The 19,654-nt window shown below is 70.5% G+C and carries 14 protein-coding genes; 10 read left to right on the top strand and 4 right to left on the bottom strand.

Annotated elements, in window-relative coordinates; all coding sequences use genetic code 11:
• Positions 1-5: 5 nt before the first annotated feature.
• Positions 6-992: a hypothetical protein gene (locus tag OG718_RS46970; RefSeq protein WP_328847048.1), complete on the bottom strand. Its 987-nt coding sequence runs from the start codon at positions 990-992 to the stop codon at positions 6-8.
• A gap of 195 nt (positions 993-1,187) precedes the next feature.
• Here OG718_RS46970 and OG718_RS46965 point away from each other — a divergent pair, with 195 nt between their 5' ends.
• The 10 genes from OG718_RS46965 to OG718_RS46920 all read left to right on the top strand — a co-directional run bounded on the left by OG718_RS46965 (position 1,188) and on the right by OG718_RS46920 (position 12,119).
• The gene (locus OG718_RS46965; RefSeq protein WP_143633645.1) at positions 1,188-1,478 is read left to right on the top strand and encodes a heavy-metal-associated domain-containing protein; all 291 of its coding nucleotides are present in this window, start codon (positions 1,188-1,190) and stop codon (positions 1,476-1,478) included.
• Between the two features lie 77 nt (positions 1,479-1,555).
• A complete protein-coding gene (locus OG718_RS46960; RefSeq protein WP_143633644.1) occupies positions 1,556-3,814 on the top strand; it encodes a heavy metal translocating P-type ATPase in 2,259 nt (752 codons plus the stop codon).
• Positions 3,815-3,910: 96 nt separating this feature from the next.
• Positions 3,911-4,267, top strand: a complete 357-nt coding sequence (locus OG718_RS46955; RefSeq protein ID WP_328847047.1) for an NADH-quinone oxidoreductase subunit A — start codon at positions 3,911-3,913, stop codon at positions 4,265-4,267.
• Positions 4,258-5,514 (top strand): hypothetical protein, encoded by a 1,257-nt coding sequence (locus tag OG718_RS46950; protein WP_328847046.1) that lies wholly within the window; start codon positions 4,258-4,260, stop codon positions 5,512-5,514. The genes OG718_RS46955 and OG718_RS46950 overlap by 10 nt, the downstream gene beginning before the upstream one ends.
• On the top strand, positions 5,507-6,451 hold the full coding sequence (locus OG718_RS46945) for an NADH-quinone oxidoreductase subunit H (RefSeq protein WP_328847045.1): 945 nt from the start codon (positions 5,507-5,509) through the stop codon (positions 6,449-6,451). The genes OG718_RS46950 and OG718_RS46945 overlap by 8 nt, the downstream gene beginning before the upstream one ends.
• Before the next feature lie 32 nt (positions 6,452-6,483).
• Complete coding sequence (locus tag OG718_RS46940) at positions 6,484-7,044, top strand: NADH-quinone oxidoreductase subunit J (RefSeq protein ID WP_306941494.1); 561 nt, start codon at positions 6,484-6,486, stop codon at positions 7,042-7,044.
• Entirely contained in the window at positions 7,041-7,346 is a 306-nt protein-coding gene (locus OG718_RS46935) for an NADH-quinone oxidoreductase subunit K (protein WP_328847044.1), read from the top strand. The genes OG718_RS46940 and OG718_RS46935 overlap by 4 nt, the downstream gene beginning before the upstream one ends.
• Positions 7,343-9,193 (top strand): NADH-quinone oxidoreductase subunit 5 family protein, encoded by a 1,851-nt coding sequence (locus tag OG718_RS46930; protein WP_328847043.1) that lies wholly within the window; start codon positions 7,343-7,345, stop codon positions 9,191-9,193. The genes OG718_RS46935 and OG718_RS46930 overlap by 4 nt, the downstream gene beginning before the upstream one ends.
• A gap of 5 nt (positions 9,194-9,198) precedes the next feature.
• Positions 9,199-10,704, top strand: coding sequence for a complex I subunit 4 family protein (locus tag OG718_RS46925; protein ID WP_186001043.1), 1,506 nt, complete (start codon positions 9,199-9,201; stop codon positions 10,702-10,704).
• The gene (locus OG718_RS46920; RefSeq protein WP_143633629.1) at positions 10,701-12,119 is read left to right on the top strand and encodes an NADH-quinone oxidoreductase subunit N; all 1,419 of its coding nucleotides are present in this window, start codon (positions 10,701-10,703) and stop codon (positions 12,117-12,119) included. Before OG718_RS46925 ends, OG718_RS46920 begins: the two co-directional genes overlap by 4 nt.
• A gap of 180 nt (positions 12,120-12,299) precedes the next feature.
• Here OG718_RS46920 and OG718_RS46915 read toward each other — a convergent pair whose 3' ends face one another.
• The 3 genes from OG718_RS46915 to OG718_RS46905 all read right to left on the bottom strand — a co-directional run bounded on the left by OG718_RS46915 (position 12,300) and on the right by OG718_RS46905 (position 19,252).
• Positions 12,300-15,515, bottom strand: coding sequence for a glycosyl hydrolase family 95 catalytic domain-containing protein (locus OG718_RS46915; protein WP_328847042.1), 3,216 nt, complete (start codon positions 15,513-15,515; stop codon positions 12,300-12,302).
• Positions 15,516-15,753: 238 nt separating this feature from the next.
• Positions 15,754-16,650 carry a S1 family peptidase gene (locus OG718_RS46910; RefSeq protein WP_143633625.1) on the bottom strand — a complete coding sequence of 299 codons (897 nt, stop codon included), beginning with the start codon at positions 16,648-16,650 and terminating at the stop codon, positions 15,754-15,756.
• A gap of 373 nt (positions 16,651-17,023) precedes the next feature.
• Positions 17,024-19,252: a M4 family metallopeptidase gene (locus OG718_RS46905; protein WP_328847041.1), complete on the bottom strand. Its 2,229-nt coding sequence runs from the start codon at positions 19,250-19,252 to the stop codon at positions 17,024-17,026.
• Between the last annotated feature and the right edge of the window lie 402 nt (positions 19,253-19,654).

The following is a 19,654-nucleotide window of genomic DNA, read 5'->3' as shown; positions in this document are numbered from 1 at the left end:
CCCCTTCAGTGCCCGTGGCCGTCCGAAGTCTCCTCGGCGGCCTCGCTGTGATCGCCGTCGCCACCCGACGCCTCACCCGCCTGAACAGTGAACGCGGCCGTCCTGACCACGCCTTGGTGCTTGAAGTCGAGGAACAGGCGGTACGAGCCCGGGCTCGGCGCGGTGGCCGTGAACGAGATGCCGGGGCCGGACTTGGTCTTTCCGTCGCCGGGTTCGCCGTTGGGGTGGACGTGGAGGTACGCGAGGTCGCCGGAGCGCAGGGCGACCAGGTGGCCGTAGGCGCCGAGATAGGGCTGGAGGTCGGTGACGGGCTTTCCGCCGCGGGAGACGTTCAGCTCCAGCTCGCCGGCCGCGCCCGGTCGCAGGCCGCCCGCCAGCTTGACCTCGTATCCGTCGACCTTGGCCGTCGTGCTCGCCGCCGGCAGCACCTTCGGCTCGTACGGGCCCGAGGCCGCGAGGTCGGCGCCGAGGGTGAGGTTCTCGGCCCCCTTCTTCGCCGGGGTGAAGTCGGCGAAGACCCGGTAGCCGCCCGCCCGGGGCAGCTCGACGGGGATGCTCCAGGTGCCGTCGGCGGCGCGCGCGGGGTGCAGGTGGCGATAGGTGACCAAGTCACGCGAGGCGACGATGAGATGGAGTTCCTTCTCGTGTTCGCGCTTGTACGAGGTCACCGCGCGGCCCTTCCCGTCCTGGATGGTGAAGCGCAGGTCGGCGCTCTGCCCGGCTTGGACTCGGGGGGTCTTCAGGTCGAGGGTGTAGCCGTTCTCGGAGATCTGCAGTCCGCCGGCCGGGAGCGACTGGCCCTCCTGCGCGGACTCGTGCTCCGAGTGGCCCCCGCCTCCTTCCGGCTCCGGTGACGCTTCGGCGTGGGTGTCGTGGCTCGCGGGCTCGCGGTCCGCGACGACGGGATCGATGCCCTGCCCCACGCCGTAGGCGGTGCCGAAGGTCGCGGCGAGTGCGGCGGCGAACGCGGTGATCTTCACTCCGGTATGCATGGCCATCTCCTGAGGGACTGGGGCCGATGACGGGGGCGAGGCCCCTCCATGCACTTCAACATACCCCCAGGGGGTATAAAGTCAAGGCGGCTTCGCGGCTTGCGTCAGATACCCTACAGGGGTATACAGGATTTCGACACGGATACCCCCACCCCGTATCTGTGACCGACCGACTGTACTCATCAGGAGGAACCCATGTCCTCGTCCTGCTGCTCCACCGACGGCTCCTGCTCGACCGCCACCACCGACCGCGCGACGGTCACCGAGGGCGTCGCCGTCACCACGACGTACGCCGTGTCCGGCATGACGTGCGGCCGCTGCAAGGCCACGCTCACCGAGGTCATCGGCGAGCTGGACGGCGTGACCGGGGTCGACGTCGACCTCGCCACCGGGCGGGTCACCGTCGTCGCCACCGCCGAGCCGGACGACACGCTGATCGCCGAGGTCGTCGACGACGCCGGCTATGAGCTGACCGGCCGGGCCTGAGCCCAGGCACTCCCCCGCACCGGCCCGGGCCCGCACACCGCAGGCTCCCGGCCACCCATCCCGTACGAGGAGCAGCCATGACCACCACGACGACCGGCGCCGAGGTCGAGCTCGCCATCGGCGGCATGACCTGCGCCTCGTGCGCGGCGCGTATCGAGAAGAAGCTCAACCGCATGGACGGGGTCACCGCCACCGTCAACTACGCCACCGAGAAGGCCAAGGTCGCCTACGACGGCGACGTCTCCGTCCAGGATCTGATAGCCACCGTCGAGAAGACCGGGTACACCGCGCACGAGCCTGCGCCCGTACGCACCCGGCCCGAGAGCGATGAAGAATCTGCGGGCACGGACGACGAACTGCGGCCGCTGCGCGAGCGGTTGATCACCGCGGTGGTGCTGGCCGTTCCCGTCGTCGCGATGGCCATGGTCCCGGCCCTGCAGTTCGAGTACTGGCAGTGGCTGTCCCTGACACTTGCGGCGCCGGTCGTGACGTACGCCGCCTGGCCGTTCCACAAGGCCGCGTTCACCAACGCGCGGCACGGCGCGGCCACCATGGACACGCTGATCTCCGTGGGCACCTCGGCCGCGTTCCTGTGGTCGCTGTGGGCCCTGTTCTTCGGCACCGCGGGCACGCCCGGCATGACGCATCCCTTCGAGCTGACGATCGCCCGGGGCGACGGCGCCGGGAACATCTATCTGGAGGCAGCCGCCGGCGTGACCGCTTTCATCCTGGCCGGCCGGTACTTCGAGGCCCGCTCCAAGCGGAAGGCGGGCGCTGCGCTCAAGGCGCTGCTGGAACTGGGCACGAAGGACGTCACCCTGCTGAGCCCCGACGGCCGCGAACAGACCGTCCCGACCGTCGAGTTGAAGGTCGGCGACCGCTTCCTCGTGCGCCCGGGCGAGAAGATCGCCACGGACGGGACGGTCGTCGAGGGCTCGTCGGCGGTGGACGCCTCGATGCTCACCGGTGAGTCCGTGCCGGTGGAGGTCTCCACGGGCGACTCCGTCACCGGCGCCACGATCAACGCCGGGGGCCGGCTGGTCGTCGAGGCCACCCGGGTCGGCGCCGACACCCAACTCGCCCGGATGGCCAGGCTGGTGGAGGACGCGCAGAACGGGAAGGCCGCCGCGCAGCGCCTCGCGGACCGCATCTCCGCCGTGTTCGTGCCGGTCGTGATCGCGCTGGCGCTGGGCACCCTCGGCTTCTGGCTGGGCAACGGGTCAGGCCTGACGGCCGCCTTCACCGCCGCGGTCGCCGTACTGATCATCGCCTGCCCGTGCGCCCTCGGTCTGGCCACCCCGACCGCGCTCATGGTCGGCACCGGCCGCGGCGCCCAGCTCGGCATCCTCATCAAGGGCCCCGAGGTCCTGGAGTCCACCCGCCAGGTGGACACCATCGTGCTCGACAAGACCGGCACCGTGACCACCGGCCGTATGACCCTGCTGGCCGTGCACACCGACGACACCACCGACGAGGCCGAAGTCCTGCTCCTGGCAGGCGCGTTGGAGCACTCCTCCGAGCACCCGATCGCCCGCGCCGTCGCCGACGGGGCCCTTGAGAAGCTGGGTTCGCTGCCCACCCCCGAGGACTTCGCGAACGTACCCGGTCTCGGTGTGCAGGGCGTCGTCGACGGTCACGCGGTTCTCGTGGGCCGTGAGCGGCTGCTCGCCGAGTGGGCCATGGAACTGCCCGAGGAACTGACCCGGGCGAAGGCCGAGGCCGAAGCAGCAGGACGCACCGCCGTCGCCGTCGCCTGGGACGGCGAGGCACGGGCCGTCCTCGAAATCGCCGACGCGGTGAAGGAGACCAGTGCGGAGGCGATCACGCGGCTGCGTGCGCTCGGCCTGACACCGATCCTGCTGACCGGCGACAACCGGGCCGTGGCCGAGTCGGTCGCCCGCGAGGTCGGCATCTCACCCGAGGACGTCATCGCCGAGGTGCTGCCGCAGGACAAGGTCGACGTCGTCAGGCGGCTCCAGGACGAAGGCCGTTCCGTCGCGATGGTCGGCGACGGCGTCAACGACGCGGCCGCCCTCGCCCAGGCCGATCTGGGCCTGGCCATGGGCACCGGTACGGACGCCGCGATCGAGGCCGGCGACCTGACGCTCGTACGGGGCGATCTGCGCGCCGCGGCCGACGCGATCCGCCTCGCCCGTCGCACCCTCGGCACCATCCGGTCCAACCTCTTCTGGGCCTTCGCCTACAACGTGGGCGCCCTGCCGCTCGCCGCAGCGGGTCTGCTCAACCCGATGATCGCCGGAGCGGCCATGGCCTTCTCCTCGGTGTTCGTCGTCGGCAACTCCCTGCGCCTGCGCTCGTTCCGCGCGGCGAACTGACCGGAGGCAGGTGTCGTGCGTTCCTTACACCCCGGGCTGCTGACATGCTGCCTGCCGTGGTGACCGTCCGAGAGCGATCGTCGGGAAGGGGCCCTTGTGTCGACAACGGGCTGGCAACCGGTACTCGTACTCCTCGTATTGATCGTCGCGGCCGTCGTACTCCTCCATGCCCTGTCCGTCGCCCTGCGGGCGGTCCGCGAGCCCGTGCACACCGGCCCGTTCAGCGGCGGTCTCGAACCTCGGGAACACCCGCTCTCCCGGTTCCACGTGCGCTGGTACCCCGTCACGATGGTCTTCCTCGCCTTCGACATGGAGATGCTCTTCATGTACCCGTGGACGAAGGTCGTCTCGGCCGTCGGCACCAGCGCGGTCGTCGAGATGTTCCTCTTCCTGGGCATCCTGCTCGCGGGCGTCGCGTACGCCTGGCGCGAGGGGGCGTTCCGGTGGAGCTGAGGCGCGCACTCGTGCGGGCGGCCGTGTCGCGGCCGGGCGTCCTTCTCGCGGTCTCCCCCGGCGCCACGCGGCAAAGGCTCGCGGTGGAAGCGGAGTTGGCGCGTCGCGGCTGGCCGTGTGTGAGCGGGCCGGTGGAGGCGGATCTATTGGTCATCGTCGGCGATCGTGACGGCGAGGGCGACGAGGGTGACGGGGTCGCGGGGCTGTGGCACGGCATTCCGGCGCCCAAGGCTCGCGTGCGGATCACGGATCCCGAGCGGGTCGCCGACGCTCTGGAGCGCGGGCTGGCGGACCTTTCGCGCGGGGAACACGAGGCCCATCACACCCACTGCGAGCAGCACGAGCAACACGAGCAGCAACAGGACAGTGGCACCGATCCGCATTCGGACCACAGCGGTCATGACATGCACGGTGGGCATCACGGTCATGCTGGGCACGACATGGGCCTCGTCGAGGGACTGCCCATGGCGGACCGGGCGGATGACCGCGACGGTTTGCGGCTCGACGTCCTGCACGTGCCGTTGGGTCCCGTACTCGCCGACTGGCCCGCGGGGCTCGTCCTGCATCTGGCTCTCCAGGGAGACATCGTTCAGGAAGCCACCGTCGGACCGGTGACCGCTTCCCGGGCCCCGCATCCACCCTTCTGGGACGAACCATGGCTGCGCGCCTCCCGTGGCGAGCACGTTTCGCAGGGCGACGCGGCCCGACGGCTGTGCGCGGCCCACCTCGACAGCCTGGGCAGGTTCTTCGCCGTGGCCGGCTGGGACGACATGGCCGCACGCACCCGATTCGTACGGGATCGCGCCCTCGCCGGAGCCGCTGCCGCCGAACTCACCTCCCTCGTACGCCCGTTGATCCGTCGGGCCCAGCGCTCGCGGACGCTGCGGTGGCTCACGACAAGGCTCGGGGTGCTGCCCGCCGAGGACGCGCGTCTCCGTGGGGTGACAGGACCGGCTCTGGTCGCCGACGGGGACGCGTACAGCCGCATGCTCGTGTGGCTCGACGCGGTGGGTCGGAGTGCGGCGGCCTGCGATGTCACCGAAACGCTGGACGCCGCCGAGGTCGTCGGGCCTCGCGGGAGACTCGACACACCGGTGCCTCCGTCGAGGGCGCTGCTGGACAGTCTGCCCCGGCTGCTCGACGGGACCGAGTTCGCCTGCGCGCGGATCATCGTCGCGAGCCTGGATCCGGATCTCGACGAGCCGACTCACGTACCCGCGCCCGGGACGGTCCACCGCCATGGGTGAGCGCACTCCGCTGTGGGCGGTCCTCGTGCTGCCCGCACTGCTGGTCGGGGCGGCCCTGGTGACGGCCGGGTTCGACGCCGTGCTCGCGGCCGGGGCCCGGCGCGGGCGGCCCGGATCGCTGCGGGAGACGATGGTCCGCGCGGCGGAACCCGGCCGCCAGGTCCTCCGGCATCTTGTCCAGCAGCCCCGGCGGACCCGGGCGTCGGACCTGCCGCTGGCCCGGATCGGAGCCGGTCTCCTTCCCGTCGCCGCCGTCCTTGCCGCGGTCGTAGTTCCGCTCGGCTTCCGGCCGGTGAGTGATCTGCCGGAAGGGATCGTCTGGTTCAACGCGATGGAGGCGTTGGCATGGGCGGCGGTCTGGCTGGCGGGCTGGGGGCCGAACTCGACGCTCTCGCTCATGGGCGGCTACCGCTTCCTCGCGCAGGGGCTGGCGTACGAGCTGCCCCACATGCTGGCCATCACCACGGCGGCGCTGGGTGCCGAGTCGCTTCGGGTCGGTGAAGTCGTGGGCGCCCAGGCCGGGTTGTGGTTCGTGGTGTGGATGCCGGTGGCCTTCGGGATCTATCTGCTGAGTGCCATGGCGATGGCGTTCTGGGGGCCGTTCGACCAGCCCGCCGGGCGTGACGTGGCGGGCGGTGCGGGCGGCGAGTTGTCGGGCGCGGACCGGGTGCTCTTCCTCGGTGGCCGGTGGCTGCTGCTGGTCGTGGCCGCCGCGTTCAGTGTGCCGCTCTTCCTGGGCGGCGGTCACGGGCCGCTGCTGCCGGGCTGGGCCTGGACGGTACTCAAGACGGCCGCTGTCCTGGGCTTCCTGGTAGGGGTCCGGCGCGCGATTCCGACCGTACGTATGGAGCGCTATCTGGAGCTGGCCTGGGTCGTGCTGACCCCGCTGGCGATCGTGCAGGCGCTGGTCGTGGCCGTGGTGGTGCTGAACCGGTGAGTTCCCTGACGGAAGCGAGGTGACGTACGGCGATGGATGTCGCGGTCTTCTGGGTGCCGGCCGTCCTTGCGGTGGTCGGCGCGGTGATGGTGTTCCGTTTCGACTCCATGGCACGGGCGACGTTCTCCCTGCTGGCCTCGCTGCTGTGCGTGGGCGGCCTGGTCGTCCTGCTGGGACTGGACTACCTGGGCATCGTCATCGTGCTGATGATGACGATCGAGATGGCCATCATGGCGGTCTTCATGGTGATGTACATGATGAACCCGGCCGGGCTCATGCCGATGACGATGATCCACAACAAGAAGGGCGCGGCCGTCGTCTGCGTCCTGGTGTTCGCGCTGCTGGCCGCCGGGATCCTGCTCGCGCCCTGGCCGGCCCGCCGGGGGAAGGCACCCGCCGATCCGACCATGGAACTCGGCATGTCACTCATGGGCCCGCAGATGCTCACCATGATGACCCTGGGCATGGCCCTGTTCGCGACGATCGTCGCCACCGTGGTGCTGGCCACCCGCCGGGGACGGTACGACCGGTTCGGCGACGACCTGCGGGCGGGGCACGCGGACGATCCCGTACGGGGTGGTGTCGGCCGGTGAGTCTGGAACTGTTTCTGCTGTTGGCCTCCGCGCTGTTCTGCGTCGGTCTGTTCGGCGCCCTGACCCAGCAGTCCATCGTGATGCTGATGATGGGCCTTGAACTGATGCTCGGCGGGGTCATCCTGGCCGCCGCGGCGGCGTGGCACTACATCGCTCCGGCGGCGGCCGAGGGGCAGGTCCTGATCGTGGTGGCGGTCACGGCGATGGCCCTGGAGATGGCCATCGGGTTCGCCGTCGTCACCGCCCTGTTCCGGTCGCGGGAGATCGACATGACCGACATGGCAGCGGAGTTGAAGGAGTGAGCGCTCTGCTGTGGGCGCTGGTCGCCCTGCCCCTCGGCGCCGGTGTGCTGCTCCTGGTGGTGGGGCGACGGGCCGATCGTTCGGCACCGGGCGTGGCCCTCGCCGTCGCGGCCGCCGCGCTGGGGCTCGCCGTCGCCACGGCGTTCCGGCACCCGAGTGCGCAGGCCCCGTTCCTCGACGGTCTGCCGATGCGACTCGCGGTGGACGGCCTGTCGGGGCTGCTGGCGGTCACGGTCACCGCGGTCACTCTCGTCGTACTCCTCTTCAGCGCGGCGGAGTTCGGCACGGGCGAGGCACGGGCTCGGTTCTTCGGGCTCATGCTGCTGTTCGCCGGGAGCATGCTCCTCACGGTCACCGCCGCCACTCTCCCCGTCCTGCTGATGGGCTGGGAGGTCATGGGTGCCTCCTCATGGGCGCTGATCGGCTACTGGTGGCGGGACCCGGAGCGTACGCGTGCGGCCGACACCGCGTTCCTCACGACCCGCACCGCGGACCTCGGTCTCTATCTGGCGGCGGGCGCGGCCCTGGCGAGCGGCGGTCGGGACGCGTCGCTCTCTCTCGACGGCCTCGCACGGGCGGAGGAGCCGTGGCTGTCGTTCATCACCGCGGGCGTGGTCGTCGCCGCACTCGGCAAGTCGGCCCAACTCCCCTTCAGTTTCTGGTTGTCGAAGGCGATGCGGGGTCCGAGTCCGGTCTCCGCCCTGCTGCACTCGGCGACCATGGTCGTCGCGGGCGCGTACCTGCTGCTGCGGACCGGACCTCTACTGGACGCCTCCGGCTGGGGCGACGACGCGGTTGCCTGGACGGGTGCGGCCACGGCCGTCCTCCTCGGGTTCGTCGCGGTCGCGCAGACCGACCTCAAACAGCTGCTGGCCGCGTCGAGTTGTGCGCAGATCGGCTTCATGGTCCTCGCAGCGGGGGCGGGTGCCACGACCGGCGGCACGCTGCAGCTCATCGCTCACGCGGCGGCGAAGAGTCTGCTGTTTCTCGCGGCGGGCGCCTGGCTGACCGCGCTGGGCACCCAGCAACTGCCCGCGCTGCTCGGCGCGGCGCGCCATGACCGTACGGTCGGCACGGCCTTCACCGTGGCCGCGCTCTCCCTGGCCGGGCTTCCGCCGCTCTCGCTCTGGGCCGCCAAGGACGTACTGCTGGCCGGTGCCTCGGAGCGCAGTCCGTGGCTGTACGCGGCCGGCCTCGCCGCTGCCGTCCTGTCCGCGGTCTACAGCGCCAAGGCGTTGTGGTTCGTGTGGCGTCCGGCGGTGGCACGCCCCGATGCCCGGCTCATCCCGGCCGGTGCCGTGTGGTCTCTCGTCCTGCCGGCCTTCGCATGCGTGGCGCTGGTGACGCTTGCCTTCCCTCCGGTGCGCGACAGCGTGAGCCGTGTCCTTGCCGCTTCGGGTCAACCCGCCCCACATGTCTGGGAGTTCGTTCTCTCCGCCGGTCTGGCTCTCGTGGCCGGCGCGGCCGCCTGGGGCTGGGGTGCGCGCCCACTGCCCTTGGCGGCGCGGGCGAAGTCGGGGTTCGCCGACTGGCTGGGCCTCGAACGCGCGGCTCATGTCCTGCTGGTCGCACCCACGATGCGGCTGGCGCACGCCGCTGCGGCGTTCGACGACCGGGTGCTGGACCGAGCCGTCGACGGGTCGGCCTCCGCCACCCTCCGGCTCGCCCGCTGGACGAACGACGTCGTGGAACGAGCCGTCGACGGGACGGTCGGCGCTGTCGCCGCCGGAACCCGCGCCCTCGGCCGCTGGGCCCGCCGCCCACAGAGCGGACAGCTTCACCAGTACCTCGCCCAGGCCGTCGCCGCCTTCACTGTCCTCGCCGTCGTCCTCGTCCTCGTGAGGTGATCCGCTTGCTGACCGCCCTCGTCTTCGCGCCCACGGCCGTCGCACTGTTGTTGTTCGCCCTGCCCCGCCGTACGGCACCGGCCGTGTTCCGCTCGGTCTGGGTGACGGCGTCGGCCGTCGAACTGGCCCTGGTCATCACGGTGTGGGCAGGCTACGAGCCGGGCGGGGGTATGCAGTTCGAGGAGCGCGCCCGCTGGATTCCGGGCGCGGGTGTCAGTTACCACGTCGGCGTCGACGGCCTGTCGCTTCCGCTGCTCGCCCTGACCTGTCTGCTGTTTCTCGCCTGCGCGCTCTACTCGCTGCGCGAGAAGCGCCGGATCCGCGAGTTCGCGGCGCTGTTCCTCTTCCTTCAGACCACCTGCCTCGGGCTCTTCGTCGCCCTCGACCTGATCCTCTTCTTCGTCTTCTTCGACCTGTCCATCGTGGCGATGTACTTCGTCATCGCCGGATGGGGCCACCGGCAGGCCGCCCGTGCCGCGCTGAAGTTCTTCCTCTACACGTTCATCGGTTCGCTCGCCCTGCTGCTCGGCTTCATCGGCCTGTACCTCGCCGCATCGCCGCACACCTTCGACATGGTCGAGCTGACCGAGCAGAACCCGCTCGCCGGGCGGTCCGTCCACGGGGCCCTGGTGCTGCTGGCCGTCGTGGTCGGTCTGGCGGTGAAGACCCCGACCGTGCCCTTCCACACATGGCTGCCGCCGGCCCATGTCGAGGCGCCCGCGGCCGGCTCGGCGATCCTGGCCGGGGTGCTGCTGAAGATGGGCACGTACGGATTCGTACGCATCGCCATGCCGATCCTCCCGGAGGCCTGGCGCGAGTACGCCCTCGTGCTGGTCGTCGTCGGCGTGGTCTCGGTCCTCCACGGGGCGCTGGTCGCGCTGGCGCAGACCGACTTCAAGCGGATGGTCGCGTACACGTCCGTGAACCACATGGGATACATCGTGCTGGCCCTCGGTGCGGCCGCCGCGACGGCGGACAGCTCCGAGCAGGCACGCTCCCTCGCCGTCACCGGAGCCGTGACCCAGATGGTGAGCCACGGGCTGCTGACCGGCGCGCTGTTCCTCCTCGCGGGGGTGCTCCACGAACGTGGGCGCACCTATGACATGGGCGCCTACTCCGGACTCGCCGCCGTGGCGCCCGCGTTCGCCGCCATGACGGGCGTCGCGGCCTTCGCCTCGCTCGGGCTTCCGGGCTTCTCCGGCTTCATCGCCGAGTTCCAGATCTTCACGGGCAGTCTCGGGCCACAGCCGCTGGCCACAGCTCTCTCCGTACTCGGCATCCTCCTCACGGCGGGGCTGTTCCTGCGGGCTCTGCGCCAGGTGTTCACGGGGCCGTTGCGGCTGCCCGACGCGCCGGGCACACCGCGGGCGTTCGCCGACATGCGGGGGCACGAGAGCCTCGCCGTCGTTCCGCTGCTCGCCCTGGCCGTCGTCCTCGGTGTGGCACCGCGCTTCCTGCTGGATGTCGTCGAACCGGCCTCCCGCTCGGTCCTGGAGTTGCTCGCCCGATGACCGAGATGAACGAGAACCCGCTCGACCTGCTGCCCGAAGTGCTGCTGGCGGCCTCGGCGGTACTCGGGCTGCTGCTCGGCTCCTGGCTGCCGCGCGCCCGGCAGTGGGCCGTCGGACTGCTGGCGGCCGTCGCGTGCGTGGCGGGGATCGTCGCGGCGTCGGTGGCGGCCGCCGAGCCCGGCACCACGGCCTTCGGCGAGGCCTTCGCCGTCGATCCCGTGACCGGCGCGTCCCGGATCGTCGTACTCGCCGGCACGCTCCTCGTCCTCGGTGTCTCCTTCCGCCCGCTGCGAGGCGATCCCCGGGAGAGCGAGTTCTACGTCCTGGTTCAACTGGCCGCCCTGGGCGCGCTGATGATGGCCGGAACCCAGGACCTGCTGCTTTTCGCCGCCGCGTATCTCCTGGCGAGCATCCCCGCGTACACGCTCGCCGGGTTCCGCAAGGACGGTCCGGGCACCGAGGCCGCCCTCAAGTACTACGTGGTCGGCGCCCTGCTCGGCGTACTCCTGCTGGCCGGTGTCACCGTCCTCTACGCCGCCGGGCGCGCAACCCTGTATCCGGTGCTGGGTGACGCGCTGCGCGACGCCCCGGAGCCGCTGGTCGCCGTCGGTGCGATCGGGCTGCTGGCGGGTGTGCTGTTCAAGGCGGGTGGCGTCCCTGCTCACTTCTGGGTGCCGGACGCCGTGCAGGGCAGCAGCGCGCCGGTCGCCGCGCTGCTCACCACGCTGCCCAAGATCGGGGCGCTCGCCGCGCTCTTCCGTGTCGGTGACGATGTCTTCGCGGGCAGCCCGTTGCCGTGGCCGGCGCTGATCGCCGTGCTCGCCGCCGCGTCGATGACGCTGGGCAACCTCGGCGCGTTCTTCCAGCAGGACGTGAAGCGTCTGCTCGCCTACTCGACGATCAGTCAGGTCGGATACCTGCTCATGCCGGTGGCCGTGGTGGACCGCTCGGACCTCGCGCAGCAGGCGTTCCTGTACTACCTCGCGGCCTACACGGTCACCAACCTCGGGGCGTTCGCGGTCGTCTGTGCCCTCCCCCGTGCCCACACGCTGGACGACTACCGGGGGCTCGCCAAGAACCGCCCGCTCCTCGCGGTGAGCCTGGTCATCTGTCTGCTGGGCCTCGTCGGCACCCCGCCCACCGCGGTCTTCCTCGGCAAACTGCAGGCGTTCAGCGCCGTGTTCGACGGTGGTTACGCATGGCTCGCCGTCCTCGCCGCCGTCAACACCGTGGCGTCCCTCTTCTATTACCTGCGCTGGATCGTGCCCGCGGTCTCGCGCGGCGCTTCCCCGGGCCTCGCCGAGGGGGACCGCACGGCACGCGTCGTCGCGTACGCGGCCACAGCGGTCTCCGTCGGACTCGGGCTGGCGGGAGGGCCGGTCCTCGACGCGCTGGCCGGACCTATGAGCCCCTGACCTGGCGGCGCGCGGCATACGACGCCGGGCACTCATTGGTGGCGGGGACGAGTCCGCGATAGCCGGCCGGCCACACCATCATGCGCTCGGAGAGCGGCCAGGCCGACGACCCGGGCCGCTCCTCCTAGGGCGGCGGACGGCCGTCGGCCTGGCTGCTGCGGCAACGATCCGGTGCAGTCGTCAGTGCTTGGCCGGCTTCACCTTCTTGTCGACGCCGTTCATCCGCACCGTGACATTCCCCCGGGTCCGCGCCCGGTCGGCCACGATGCTGTACGACGTGACCTTCCCGTTCCGCCACTCACAGCTGACCTCGTAGCCACCGCGCGCGCGGAGCCCGGTGAAGGACCCCTTGGCCTTCCAGCCGTCCGGCAGGGCGGGCAGCAGGTGGATCACGCCGTCGTGGCTCTGCAGGAGCATCTCCGCCACGGCGCCCGTGATGCCGAAGTTGCCGTCCATCTGGAAGGGCGGGTGGTTGCCGAACATGTTGGGCAACGTGTTGTACGTCAACAGTCCGCGCAGCATGATCTGGGCGCGGTGCCCGTCACCGAGACGCGCGAAGAGGGCCGCCCGCCAGGGCCAGGTCCACGAGCGGCGGCTGTCGCCCGACACCGTCCCGGCCGTGAACGGGACGCCTTCCTTCTCGCCGCACCGCGCCTTGAGCGAGACCAGGGCGGCTGCCGCGAAGTCCGGTGTCCTCGGGGTGATCTGGCGGCCCGGATAGACCGCGAAGAGGTGCGAGGTGTGGCGGTGGATGTCGGTGGGGCTGTCGATGTCCTCCTGCCACTCCTGCAGTTGACCCCACTTGCCGATCTTGTTCGGCGCGAGGCGTGCCTGCATGTCCGTGACCTTGGCCCGGTAGGCGGGATCCGCCTTGAGCACCGCCTCGCAGTCGAGGTAGTTCTGGAACAGGTCCCAGATGATCTGCTGGTCGTACATGACGCCGTCCTCGCGCGGCCCGTGCTCGGGGGACCAGCCGTTCGGCGCGACGAGGAGTCCGTCCTCGCGCTCCTTGAGGTGGTCCTCCCAGAACTCGCAGATCTCCTTGATCATGGGGTAGGCGACGGTGCGGAGGTGGTTCAGGTCCTGGGTGAACGCCCAGTGTTCGTACAGGTGTTGGGCGTACCAGGCACTCGCGACGGTGTTCCACTCCCACGAGTTGCCGCCGAAGATGCTCTGGCTGGTGCGGGCGGTCCAGCCGCGTGTGTCCTTGCCGAAGGCGTTGCGGGTCGCCACGCGGCTGGGTACCGCCACCTGCTCGATGAACCGGACGAGCGCCTCATGGCTCTCCGGAAGGTTCGTCGTCTCGGCTCCCCAGTAGTTCATCTGGATGTTGATGTTGGTGTGGTAGTCCGAGGCCCATGCCGGCTGGTTGCTGTCGTTCCAGAGGCCCTGGAGGTTGGCGGGCAGGCCGTTCGGGCGGGAGGAACTGATCAGCAGGTACCGGCCGTAGTCGAACATGGCCTGTTCGAGTGTCGGGTCCTCGCCGCCCGCCGCGTAGTGCGCGAGCCGGGCGTCGGTCGGCAGAGCCACGACGGCGGCGTCGGAGGTGCCCCAGGCGACCGAGACACGGTTCATGAGGGCGCGCGTCTCGGCGGTGTGCTCGTCGCGCAGCTTCTTGTAGGACCGGGCGGTCGCCTTGGCCAACGTCCTGGCGACGATCGGTGCCGGATCGGGTCCGCGCCAGCCGGCGGCGGCGTCGAGCTTGTAGTCGGTTCGGGCGTCGAGGAACAGGGTCAGGGTCGTGCAGCCGCTGAACCGGAGCACCGACCCGTCGGCGCGGAGGTCGCCGTCGGTGTGCACGGCCCGGACGGTGCACGTGTGCTTGAGTCCGTTGCCCATGACACCGCTGAAGGCGATCCGCCCGGCATCGGCGTCGACTGTCGTCGGGGCCTCGTCCTGTCCGGACGTCAGCGAGACCGCTCCGGAGAGCTGCCGGGCGCCGTCCGACGTGTACCGGAAGACCATGACGTCCGCGGACCGGCCGGCGAAGGCCTCTCGCAGAACGCGCTGTCCGGGCGCGCCGAAGCGGGTGACGTGGACGCCGTTCACGAAGTCGAGGCTGCGCTGGTAGTCGACGACCGACCGCTGCGTGCGCGTGTCGAAGCCCGCGCCTTCCAGCGCGATCTCCGCGATCTGGAAGCCGTTGGAGGACGCGCCGGGGGTCAGGGTGAGCCGGTAGGCGCGGTAGGCCGCGGTGTTGGTGATCCGGTAGGTCCGGGTCTTGCCGCGGTCGGCGAACGGCGCGCCGGGACTCTGCGTGTCGAGGGTCGTCCAGGCACGCCCGTCCTGCGACGCCTCCAGTACCCATCGCCGGGGGTCGTCCCGCGGCCGGTCCTGGGCGGCCGTCAGCGCGTACGAGGTGACGGCGGCCGCGCGGGGCAGGTCGGCCTGCCATACGACCGTCGGTGCGGTGGCGTCGGCCCGCCAGACCGTGGCCGGATCGCCGTCCACCGACCTGGAGATGTCCGTGGCCCGGGATCCCGCACTGGTACCGGCGCCGGATCCCTCGGAGTGCCCGCTCGGCGACGACAGGTAGATCGAACCGCCTCCGCCGAGGTCGACACCGGACAGGCCGATCTCGCTCAACTGGAAGTGGCTGACACCTGACTTGGGGACGAAGTCGAACCGGTGGAAGCGGTAGGCCCCGGTGTCGGCGCAGGTGAACTCCTTCGTCTGGAAACGGCTCTCGAAGGGCGCCTCCAGCGTGCGGCTGTCCAGCGTGGTCCAGGTGGTGCCGTCGGCCGAACCGGAGAACTTCCACTCCTGCGGATCACGCTCCGGCACGTCGTTGGCGCTCGTCAGACGGTAGGACGCGACCTCGACGGGTTCGGGGAGCTCGACCTGCCACTGCACCTTCGAACCAGGCCCATCGATGCACCACTTGGTGCTCGATTCACCGTCGTACGTCTTGTCGACGCCCTCCGACGAGGAGCTGTTGTACGGTCCGCCCGGAGCCGTGACCTTCGGTCTCGCGCGGGGAGCGAAGGTGACGACGACGTCGCCGAAGTTCCGGTACGAGCCGAAGCCGGTCATGCCGGTGTCGAAGTCACTGTCCGGCTTGCCGGCGAGAGCGTTGTCGTAGTTGTTGACCCCGCCCCACAGACTCTGCTCGTTGAACTGGATGCGCTCCTCGTAGGGATCGGCGAAGAGCATCGCGCCGAGTCGGCCGTTGCCGATCGGCAGGGCCTGCGACTGCCAGTCCGTGGCGGGTACGGAGTACTTCAGCGCCTTGCGCGACAGGGTCGGCCACTGGACGCCCGCCGGCGCGCCGGTCCCTGCGGCAACTGCCTGTCCCGCAGGGATTCCGCCGGCCAGCTGAGTGATCAGGGGTGCAAGGGCGAAGGCACCGCCGAACTTGAGGATGCTTCGTCGCTGCGGTTGGGATTCATTGATCACGGTGAGGTCTCCCGGCCCATTCATCGGCTCTATCGCAGAGGAGGTCGCAGCCACATCGACACCTGTCGAGGGCGCGATCATCGTCGCCGGGGAATAGATCGGATGTCTAGAGGTGTGCGGCAGTTGACGAAGCGGGTCGTGGAGAAACGGCCTCGGGCTGGTCTTCGCCCGCCCGAGGCCGCGTGACATACCTGGCACTCCACCTGCCACGGTGCCGCGGAGCCCGTCCGACGACTCGTCAGTAGACGGTCAGGCCGTAGGCGCTCAGCACTTCCTGGATCGGCTGGTAGAAGGTGGTCCCTCCCGAGGTGCAGTTGCCGGAGCCGCCGGAGAGGATGCCGATGACCTTGTCGCCTGCGTAGAGCGGGCCGCCGCTGTCGCCGGGCTCGGCGCAGATGTTGGTCTGGATCAGCCCGTAGACGATGTCTCCGCCTCCGTAGTTGACGGTCGCGTTGAGCGCGGTGACCCTGCCGCAGCGGACACCGGTGGTCGCTCCCCGACGGCAGACGCTCTGGCCGACGTAGGCGGTCGCGGTCCCGGTGACGTCGACGGTTCCGATGGTGCCCGGGTGCGGCACGGCCGGGTTGGTGTACCGGACGACGCCGAAGTCGTTGCCGGGGAAGCTCGTGCCGGTGGTGGGGCCGACCGCCGTGGTCAGGCCGGAACTGGTGTACCAGGTGGGCATGCCGTCGGTGCAGTGACCGGCGGTGACGAAGTAGTAGGTGGAGCCGCTCTGCACGTTGACCCCGGCAGAGCAGCGCCAGCTGGAGGCGTAGATGGCGTCGCCACCCGACAGGAGGGTGCGCAGCCGGCCGTCGACCCGTACGAGGGTCGTGGCACCGGCGAACTGCCCGGTGGCCCGGCGGAGCGTGGCCAGGTCCGCGTCCCCGACCGTGGAGTCGGCGAGAACCCGCAGCTTCCCGGTGCGCTCGTCCACGGCCCAGGTCGTCCCGGCGATCCCGAGCGATTCGACGGCCGAGGCCGCGCCGGACACCGAGGCGGCGGACGGTGCGGCGTCGGCCGTGGGCGCCGCGGTCGCGTTGGTGCCGGACACCGCCAGGGCGGCCACGACGAGCAGGCTCAACACCGAGGCGGCAAGCCTCGAACGTCTGATGGTGGTACCGCGTGCTCTCATCACCCGAATCTCCCCGAAGACGGTCGGTCAGGTTCAAGCGCGCCCGACCGGTCGCCGGGCGTGCCGTGCTTCCGTGCCGTGATGCTGGTGCGTGCGCGGTTACGAAGGGCGCGTCTGTCTCCCGACGTCCCGTCGGGGACACGTGATGGCTCGCGGCTGCGTCGGGACACGGCCACGGCGTGACCGACGAGGCCCGGTGGAAGCCGGCCAACGACTCATTGTCCCCGGCGGTGCCCGGCGGGGGTAGGCCGTCTCCGGCCGTAAAGCCCGCAACTGCCCGACCTGGTGGGCGGCTTCGCCCCAGGGGCCCCATCTCCGACGCCTGTTCCCGGGTCTGCGGTACCCGCCGGCACCACAGACCCGGGAGCGTGGATCAGAAGGTCAGCTTCCAGCTGTCGATGTAGCCGGTGTCGATCGAGTAGCGGTCCTGGACGCGGAGCTTCCATGTCCCGTCGGCCGGTTCGGCGGAGGCGTCGACGGTGTACGTCGTGCGCACGTCGTCGCCGTCGTCGTCGGAGACGTCCTTCAGCCGGTACGTGGTGCCGCCGGGGCCGACCAGATCGATCACCAGGTCGCCGCGGTAGGTGTGGACGATGTCCACCGAGACCTGGAGGGTGCTCGGGGCGTTGCCGGTGCGGCCGGTCACGATGAGCGGGGAATCGACCGGATCGCCGGCGTCGGGGATCCGCACATTGCCCGGGTTGACGAAGAAGTCGCCACCGGAAGCGATGACGCTCCAGGTGAAGCCTGCCTCGGCCCCGGATCCGTCCGCGGCGCTCACCGTCACGGTCGGGGTGAACTCCCCCGTCTCCGCCGGGATTCCGGAGATCAGACCGGTCTCGTGGTCGATGGCCAGGCCGTCGGGCAGGCCGGTGGCCTCGTAGGTGAGGCCACCCGGACGGCTGGTGTCCGCCGTGACCTTCAGCGTGGCAGGCTGGCCGACCGCGGATTCCTGGCCGGCGGGCGTCGTCAGCGCGACGTGGTTGACGAAGCGCGGGCCGACGTTCACCGCTGCCCAGGTGTTGCCGACGGCCTCGTATGCCTCGCTGGACCGGCCGAACAGGTCGGCGGCGGCCTGGAGGGTCGCGACTCGGGCTCCCGCGAAGTCGGTGGTGGACGTCATGTACGTGGTCAGCGCCCGGTACCAGACGTTCGTCGCGTTGTGCAGGCCGAGGCCGGGGACCGGCTCGCCGTCGTGGGTCGGGCTGTTGTAGCCGACGCCGTTGACGGTCTTCTCTCCGCTGCCCTCGGCGAGGAGGTAGAAGAAGTGGTTCGCCACGCCGGAGGAGAAGTGCGGGTCGAGCCCTTCGGTCTCGGTGGACCAGTAGTCCTGGGACAAACCGTCCTTGGAGGGCTGGTCCATGTAGCGCAGCGGGGTGCCGTCGCCGTTGATGTCGATCCGCTCGCCGACCTCGTAGTCGGGCACGTCGTTCGGGTTGTTCGTGAAGAACTCCACGGCGGCGGCCATGATGTCGCTGCTGCCCTCGTTCAGGCCGCCGGACTCGCCGTTGTAGTAGTACAGGTCCGCCGTGGCGCTGGTGACGCCGTGGGTCATCTCATGGGCGGCGACATCGAGCGCGGTCAGCGGGTTCTCGTTGTCCTTGCCGTCTCCGTAGAGCATGCAGAAGCAGTCGTCGTCCCAGTAGGCGTTGACAACGTTGTTCCCGTAGTGGACCCGGGAGGACGCGCCGACACCGTCGTTGGCTATGCCGTTGCGGCCGAACCGGTCGTGGTAGAAGTCCCAGGTCTTCTGGGCGCCGTACGCGGCGTCCGCGGCGGCGGTCTCACGGTTGGCCGGGTCGCCGTCGCCCCAGATGTCGTCGGCGCCGGTGAAGAGCGTGCCGGTGCCACTCGTGGCGCCGCCCAGGTCGTACGTCCTGTGGCCGCCGCGCTGTGTGTCGGTCAGTTCGAAGACGTCTCCGTCGCGTGTGCTGCCGAGGTTGACCTCGCCGTTGAACTGGCCCTTGCCCACGCCGGGGTGGACGGTCTCGAACTCCCGCAGCTTCTTGCCGCTCTTCGCGTCGGTGACGACATGCACCTTGCGCGGGGAGCCGTCGTCCTCGACGCCGGTGACCACGGACTCCCAGGCGAGGGCGGGCGCCCCGTCGGCCGCCCAGACGACCAGTCGCGGCGCACCGTCCGCCTGCACCTTCTCGGTGCCGTCGGCCTTGGTGGCGGCGAGCGCCGACTTCTTCGCCGTCGACGCCGCGACCGAGGCGTCGGTCGTCGGTACGGACACCGGAGCGTCGGTCGCCCGGGTGACTGTCCGGCCGGCCGCGCGCTGATGCACCACCAAGTCACCGCCGAGGACGGGGAGTCCGGCGAAGGTGCGCTCGTAACGGGTGTGGACGGTGCCGTCGGCGTCCTTGATGACGTCCTTCGGCAGCAGCTTCTCCTTGGCGCCCAGCTTCAGGGAACCGGCGGTGGCCTTGGCGGAGTTCGCGGCCGACTTCAGAAGGGCGGCACGCTGGGCGGGGGTGAGCTGGACGGGAGCCGCGCCCGCCCTGGGCTCCGCGGCGATCCGGGCCCGGTCCGGGGCCTGGTTCGGCTGGGCGGACGCTCCGGTCGCCGGAGCAACCGCGGCGGCGACAAGCGCGGTCACGACGACCAGCGCGCCTCCCGTGACGCGCCGGGAACTACGAGACAGCCTGGACCTGCGGGAACGTAAGGTTCTCGGCACTCCTGCTCCTTCCGGCCGCTCGATGGCAGCCGTGTGGGAAGACCGGATGGCGGTGTCGGCCGTCCGGGGAGAACATGCGATGAGTGCCGCGCGGCGTGAAGATCTTCACACCGAAAGGTCGCCAGTGTCATGGCCTGACCAAACAGTTGTCCGGAATGAGGTCTTGCCGTTCACGCCCCAACGGGCAGGGGACGAGGGCGACATGCGCCTTTACACGACGTAAACAATTGCCCCACAGGTACCTCCTCGGCCACATCAGTCACCGTGTCGGCCAGAGCGGAGGCAAATCGGCCACGCTCCGAGTCATCTCGCAGAGGGCTGTCC

This window comes from Streptomyces sp. NBC_00258, assembly GCF_036182465.1.
Taxonomy (GTDB): domain Bacteria; phylum Actinomycetota; class Actinomycetes; order Streptomycetales; family Streptomycetaceae; genus Streptomyces.
This window is presented reverse-complemented; position numbering and strand designations above follow the sequence as displayed.

Excerpts from the sequence above, each read along its gene's own strand:
- OG718_RS46910 (WP_143633625.1), bottom strand. The coding sequence starts at position 16,650 with ATGAGAGCACGCGGTACCACCATCAGACGTTCGAGGCTTGCCGCCTCG.
- OG718_RS46940 (WP_306941494.1), top strand. The coding sequence starts at position 6,484 with ATGGATGTCGCGGTCTTCTGGGTGCCGGCCGTCCTTGCGGTGGTCGGC.
- OG718_RS46965 (WP_143633645.1), top strand. The coding sequence starts at position 1,188 with ATGTCCTCGTCCTGCTGCTCCACCGACGGCTCCTGCTCGACCGCCACC.
- OG718_RS46945 (WP_328847045.1), top strand. The coding sequence starts at position 5,507 with ATGGGTGAGCGCACTCCGCTGTGGGCGGTCCTCGTGCTGCCCGCACTG.
- OG718_RS46920 (WP_143633629.1), top strand. The coding sequence starts at position 10,701 with ATGACCGAGATGAACGAGAACCCGCTCGACCTGCTGCCCGAAGTGCTG.
- OG718_RS46970 (WP_328847048.1), bottom strand. The coding sequence starts at position 992 with ATGCATACCGGAGTGAAGATCACCGCGTTCGCCGCCGCACTCGCCGCG.
- OG718_RS46960 (WP_143633644.1), top strand. The coding sequence starts at position 1,556 with ATGACCACCACGACGACCGGCGCCGAGGTCGAGCTCGCCATCGGCGGC.